Here is a 6,570-nt window from a genome sequence, read left to right as displayed (position 1 = left end):
ACCACCAGGATGCACACGCCGGCCAGATACGGAGCGATCACCAACGCGCCAAGGCCTCCCAGGCCTGCTCCGAGACGCGACCACCGAGGCATCATGCCCATTCCTGCTTCGTCCAAAACGCGGATGCTGCCACGGGCACGTGGCTCACTCTCGGCGAGGACGATGCCAGGCCGGAAAATACGGTGTCTTGCTGCGGCGACTGCCAACACAAAGGAGGCGACGTGCTGAGGACTTTCGGACGTTGCCGAGCTCCCGACATAGTGGGCGTTGCTTCAGCGGCGGTGGCTCGTGGCCTGACCCATCGCCGGCGTAGCCGGCTCCCACACGAGGCGCGCCGCTGTTTATTCGGTCGCCGGGCGACGGACGTATACGTAGCGGTGCGCAGCCACGGCATCGAGCGAGAGCGCCATGCGCCCGCAGTCGACCGCATCCGACTCGTGCACGAGTTCCGCGAGTAGTTCGGTCAGTCCCCGCGCGTACTGGAGAAATTCCGCTGCGTCGTTCAGAAGGTCGTGCGCCGACGCATCGGGGTCGGGGTAATAGCGCGCACGGCGAACCGTGCCATGTACATGGGTAGCGGACATGAGTGCTCCTTGGTGACGGCGCCGTTGGTCTAGGTGCGGCACGCGCACGGAGCGACGTGCCGCGGATCACACGGACTCGCGGATTCACGGCTGGCCCCTGTGCGGGGCGCCGGGTGGCGTGATGGATGACGTAGGTGGAGCGTCAGCCCGCTTCGCCGGAGCGCAGAAGCACGCGCCGGGTTATACGGCCGAGAAACATCTCATGGATGAGCTGACGCTTTGCTTCGTCAGTCGGGTCTGCGGGGGCCGCGGACGACCCGGAAACCACTGAGGGTGTCGCCGGAGGGAACCGGCGGGCGAGCGAGTGCCGTATGATCGGTGGCAATCACGATTGACTCCTGTGTAGTTGATTGTGGCCAGCGGTCCGGGGGTGCCTCTAACACGCTCGGGCCGCGCTTCTCACCGCGTGAAGCGATGGTTGCCTGCGCAGCAAGACGAGCGCGAACGCAGGCAACGGGATGACCGTAGCAAAACAACATTGGGTTGTCTGTAGGCGTGTGTGGGGAAAGCGTCGCCGATGAATCGGCTCCCACACACAGCCTGTCCGTAAGCAAGGCCGTCGGCGCCGTTTACCAGGCCAGTCGATAACTCAGCGATGCCGAATGCGAGTGGTCGCGATCGGCAAAGCGCTGCTCGACATCCATCGCGAACGTTGAGCGTTCGCTCAAATCCCAGCCCATCGTGAAGCCCGCCGTGCCGGCGCGACGCGACAAGCCGATACCTTCGACGGGAGCCCACTGCGCGATGCCGTTGTAGCGGGCCGAAAACACTTCACCCTTTGTTGCGAATGCGTTCTGCCAGCCGAGCTTCGCATCGATGCGAAGCTTGCCGTATGAGGTGAGCCACGAGCTGCCCGCACGCAGGCCGAAGCCCGCCTGCCAGCGTGAGGTGGTTTGCCCATTGGCTGCGAGGCCGAAGCCTTCGCCGCCCGCTTCCTCGAAACCGTTGCGACGGATGCTCGCAAACTGCGCGTTCGCGTACGGCGTGAGAGTGAAGGCGCCGACGTTCGTGCGATAGCCGAATTCGCCATAGGCCACGTTGTAGTGGCCTGTATTGTCCGCGCCAGCGAAGGCGCCCTGATCGCCCAGCTGCAGAAGGCGCTGCGTGTCACCGCGGAAGCTGCCGAAACCGAAGCGACCCACGCCGTACCAGTTGGCTCCACGCAAACCCGCATACAACATGCCTTCGGTCGCGCGATTGCTCTGCCGATCCATGCTGCCGGAAAGCTGGCCGGTGCTGCGCATCTGGCTGACCGCGACACCGGCGAAGCCGTTGTTACCGAGCCTGATGTCGTTGCCGACCAGTTGGCCGCCGATGTTGAAGCCAACGTTGCCGAAACCCGACCGGCTGAGGCCGCCCTGCGAACCCAGCGACTGCGCCCAGGCGCCGGTGGGGCCTCGCGCATCGAGATGATCGATCAGGGCATCGTTGCCCGCTTCGATACCCGCCAAGGTCACGGCCGTGCTCGCCGCATACAGCTGACCCGAAAGCGATTCCAGCGATGCCTGCGCCACCTGTTGGGTGGACGATTGCTGGATGCTGCCGGCCGCGATCAAGGTGCGCGCATCCACCGCGGCGGCCGTCGGCGAACCGCTGGCCAGGCTCGCCGTGATCTGGGCGAAGGCGCCGTCGAGGCGCTGCGCCGAACTCACCGCCGCCACCGATTGAGACATGCTCGTCGTCGCCACCTGGGTGACGCTGAGCGAGGTCGTGTCGAGCCACACTTCCTTCGGCAGGTACTGCAGGGTCGAACTGAGGAAAACGCCGGCGCCCTTGGTCAGCGTGGCGAACGTGCCGGACACCGCGTTGGCCGTGACCACCTGCTGATGCGAGCTCACGGTGTATCCGGGAACCGCCCCGGCCACGTAGAAATCGCCGGCGAGGTACGCGGTACCACCGACGATGAGTGGCGCCCCCAGTTTCTGCGAGAGCCGGCCGTTCGTGCCCTGGCGGAAGTCGCCCCCCACGTGCGTCGACGTGTCCAGTGTCACCAGCTGCGCGTTGTTGAGGACGCCACCACCGATGTCGCCGTGGGCGATGAGGGTCGCCGTGCCGTTGGTGAAGGCACTCCCGGGCAGCGCGCGCAACGACTCCAGCGTGGCCGAATCGTTGACCGTGGTGCCGCCTGCATAGGTATTGGTGCCCGAAAGGGTGAGTCGGCCATTACCGCTGACGACGAGGCCGCTCGCCCCCTTGATGTCGTTGACGAAGGCCATGTCCCGGCCTGCGGACGTCGTCGCCTGGAAATCGCCCCAGTCGAACGTCGCCGGGCCACGGATGGCGCGACCGACGTCCAGCGCCCCGTAACCGTAGATCGCGTCGGGCCCCGGCGCGCCCAGATCGTCCGCCGTACCCAGGATGATCTGCCGCACCGAGTTCACGCTCAGCGTCGGGAAGGCCTGCATGACGACCGCGGCGGCACCGGACACCTGCGGCGCGGCCAGCGAGGTGCCGGTCCATACCTGATACGACGTATTGGCGACGGTCGAGGTGGCCGACGTGGTGATCACGGCGCCCGGCGCGGCCAGGCAGTAGTTCATCGCGATGCCGCACCGATTCGAATACGAGGCGATCTGCGTCGGGTTGTTGCTGTCCAGCGCGACGACGACGAGCCAGCCCTGCTCGACGCCCGCCGCGCGCGACGGCAAGGCAGCGACGTCCGAAGGATCGGCACGGCTGTCGTTACCGGCGGCGAAGACGAACAGGTGATTGGCCGTGAACGGCTGGTAGGCCGACTGGAAGCTCTGCGTCGCGGCCGTGTCCGAAGCACTCCAGTACACACCGCCCCAGGAGTTGTTCAGTACCTTCGCGCCAGCCGCCACGACGTCGCTGTTGACCTTGCCCAGGGGATCGGACGAGGTCGCCTGGTTACCCTGGCCGGAGCCGTCGTCGGTCGGCGCCTTGTCGTTGATGATGCGGGCCGAAATCAGGGTCGCGTCGGGAGCGACACCGCCGGCGAACTGGCCGAACGGACGCCCGGCGGCGATCTGCGCCACCGCGGTGCCGTGGCCGACGACATCGTCGACACCCATGTTGTTGGTGCTGGGATCGACATAGGTGAGGTTGGCCGTCACCCGCCCGGCGAGCGCGGGGTGCGTCGCGGTGACGCCACTGTCGACGATGCCGATCGCGATGCCCTTGCCGGTAAAACCGGCGGCCTGCGCCACGTTGGCGCCGGTCAATGCAAGCTGTGCGTCGATCGGCGGATCGGGCTGGGTCGGCTGCGTGGGCGGTGGGGTCACCGGCGGCTTGACCGGCGGCGCGACGACCACGCCACCACCGCCGCTCCGCGAACCACCCCCGCCACCGCAGGCGGCCAGTCCCAGGCTCAGGCACACGGCCAGCGCCAGGTCGCGCTGGCGCGGAATCTTGCTTTCCATCTCTCGTTGAACCCCTTCAGTTCGACATCACTGTCCCGCGGCCGATCTCCCCGGCGGCGCCCTGGTGCCGATATTCGCATAGCACCCCGGCCAAAGGCGTGCCGCGGCGCACACCGTTGCGGCGGCGCAGATTGCCCCGGCCCGGCCCCCGCTGCGATACTCGACCGGTTTTCCGCCCCCTCGGGCGGCCATGTGAGTCCCACGGAGTTCCCATGTCTGAGATCGTCATCGCGGGCGCCAAGCGCACCGCCATCGGTTCCTTCCTTGGCCAGTTCACCGGCGTCCCCACGCCGAAGCTCGGTGCCATCGCCATCAAGGCCGCCCTCGAGCAGTCGGGTATCGCCCCTGCCGACGTGAGCGAGGTGATCATGGGCTGCGTGCTGCCCGCCAACCTCGGCCAGGCGCCGGCGCGCCAGGCGTCGCTCGAAGCCGGCCTGCCCGTTTCGGCCGGCTGCACGACGATCAACAAGGTCTGCGGCTCCGGCATGAAAGCGCTGATGCTCGCGCACGACCTGATCAAGGTCGGCTCGGCGAAAGTGGTCGTCGCCGGTGGCATGGAGTCGATGACCAACGCACCGCACATGGTCAACGCGCGTACCGGCATCCGTTATGGCGACGGCCAGCTGGTCGATCACATGGCCTGGGACGGCCTGACCAATCCGTACGACGGCCAGTCCATGGGCGTGTTCGGCGAGAAGTGCGCGGACAAGTACACCTTCACGCGCGAAGAGCAGGACGCGTACGCCATCGCATCGGTGGAGCGTGCGCAGGCGGCGCAGAAGGCCAATGCGTTCGCCAACGAAATCGTCCCGGTGACCGTCCAGGGACGCAAGGGTCCGCAGGACTTTGCCGAAGACGAACAGCCGGGTCGCTCCGATACCGCGAAGATCCCGACGCTCCGCGCTGCCTTCCGCAAGGAAAACGGCACGATTACGGCAGCCAGCTCGTCGAGCATCTCCGACGGAGCCGCGGCCCTCGTACTGCTCGACGCGGACGATGCGAAGGCACGCGGCATTACCGCACTGGCGCGTATCGTCGCGCACGCCACCCATTCGCAGGAACCGGAGTGGTTCACCACCGCCCCGGTGGGGGCCATTTCGAAAGTTCTCGACAAGGCCGGCTGGAAAGCCGAAGACGTGGATCTTTTCGAGATCAACGAGGCGTTCGCGGTCGTGCCGATGGCGGTCATGCGCGAACTCGGCGTGCCGCATGAGAAGGTCAACGTCAACGGCGGTGCCTGTGCCCTGGGCCACCCGATCGGCGCCAGCGGTGCGCGCATCGTAGTGACTCTTCTCAATGCGTTGACAGCCCGTGGGGCAAAAAGGGGTGTCGCAGCCCTTTGCATCGGCGGCGGCGAGGCCACGGCGATCGCCATCGAATTGGTGTGAACCTGACGTCGATAAAAACGGGTGGGCGTTTTTTATAACCGTCACGCGCTGTCCATGGGCTTTAATGCGCCCTGAAGCACACCCTTTCGATCTGTAGCTAAGTCATAACAACTAGGCTATTAATACGCCCGCCTAACGGCATTCCACGGCTAAGGAGAAACACAATGAATTTGACGCGTACCCTTCTCGCCTCTGCGCTCGTCGCGCTTCTGGCAGCTTGCAGCAACGGCGCGACGGATTCCGCGCAGGACGCCCAGAAGTCGGCTGCAGATGCACAGCAGCAGGCTGACAAGGCACAGCAGGCCGCGGACCAGTCGCAGAACGCCGCGACCACGCAGGCCGCCACCCAGGCTCAGCAGTCCGCCGACCAGGCCAAGGATGCTGCCGGCCAGGCCCAGGCCGCCGCTTCCGCTTCGACCGCCGGCGGCACGCCGGAGGCCGCGAAGGACGCCGCTGCCAACGCCGCCGATCAGGCCGACAAGTCGGCTGACCAGGCGAAGGACGCCGCTTCCAACGCGAAAGACGCGAAGGACGACAAGAAGAACTAAGCCTTACGGCCTTGTTCTGAGAGACGAAACGGCCACCTTCGGGTGGCCGTTTTTTTTGGTTCACCGTGGACTACCGGTGGCGGGTGCTGGGCATGCCAGCCTTCGTTCGCATCGCGCGCATGGCTCGCCTTCGGCCTCGCGGGGCTCGGCTGCGCCATCGCTTTGTACACTTGGGCGCTTCGCGGGGAGACCTTGGCGCCCACCCTCGCTGCTCAGACAGGTCCTCCGCGTTCGAGAAGGAAAGGCCGCTAACCGCGGCCCATGTACCTATTTGGCCTACGGCCGCTCCACTTGTGCGGAACTCGCCTCGAGGGTGGACGCCAAGGTCTCTCACGACGATACGGTTGAGTGCAAGGAGAGCCGGTGCGGGATGCGTGGTCGGCCCTGGCAGCGCCCGGAGCACCCGGACGAAGCGGAAGCGGTTGCTGGTACCCGGTTGCCCAACACCTTCGTCGCGCTTGTGTCGGCGTGCTTACCGGCGATGCCGTGGCGGCTTTGGCTCGACCCACGCGAGCCTCACGGTCCGGGGGAGTCTTCGGTGCCCACCCTCGAGGCGAGTTCCGCACAAGTGAGCGGCCGTAGGCCATATAAGACACGCCGCGAAGCGGCCTTCCGCACCGAACGCGGAGGACCTGTCTGAGCAGCGAGGGTGGGCACCGAAGGCTCTGCG

The 6,570-nt window shown here is 66.4% G+C and carries 4 protein-coding genes; 2 read left to right on the top strand and 2 right to left on the bottom strand.

Translation table 11 applies throughout. The annotated features are described in order from the left end of the window. Window positions 1-341 precede the first annotated feature (341 nt). A complete protein-coding gene (locus VM621_RS06580) occupies window positions 342-584 on the bottom strand; it encodes a hypothetical protein (protein ID WP_325468171.1) in 243 nt (80 codons plus the stop codon). 569 nt (window positions 585-1,153) lie between these two features. Then, window positions 1,154-3,964 carry a S8 family serine peptidase gene (locus tag VM621_RS06575; protein ID WP_325468170.1) on the bottom strand — a complete coding sequence of 937 codons (2,811 nt, stop codon included), beginning with the start codon at window positions 3,962-3,964 and terminating at the stop codon, window positions 1,154-1,156. 212 nt (window positions 3,965-4,176) lie between these two features. On the opposite strand from VM621_RS06575, the gene VM621_RS06570 reads away from it, so the two are divergent. Both VM621_RS06570 and VM621_RS06565 read left to right on the top strand, forming a co-directional pair. After that, window positions 4,177-5,352 carry an acetyl-CoA C-acyltransferase gene (locus VM621_RS06570; protein ID WP_325468169.1) on the top strand — a complete coding sequence of 392 codons (1,176 nt, stop codon included), beginning with the start codon at window positions 4,177-4,179 and terminating at the stop codon, window positions 5,350-5,352. Between the two features lie 164 nt (window positions 5,353-5,516). Further along, the gene (locus VM621_RS06565; RefSeq protein WP_325468168.1) at window positions 5,517-5,900 is read left to right on the top strand and encodes a hypothetical protein; all 384 of its coding nucleotides are present in this window, start codon (window positions 5,517-5,519) and stop codon (window positions 5,898-5,900) included. The last annotated feature ends 670 nt before the right edge of the window (window positions 5,901-6,570 follow it).

This window comes from Luteibacter sp. (assembly GCF_035539195.1).
Taxonomy (GTDB): Bacteria; Pseudomonadota; Gammaproteobacteria; order Xanthomonadales; family Rhodanobacteraceae; genus Luteibacter.
This window is presented reverse-complemented; position numbering and strand designations above follow the sequence as displayed.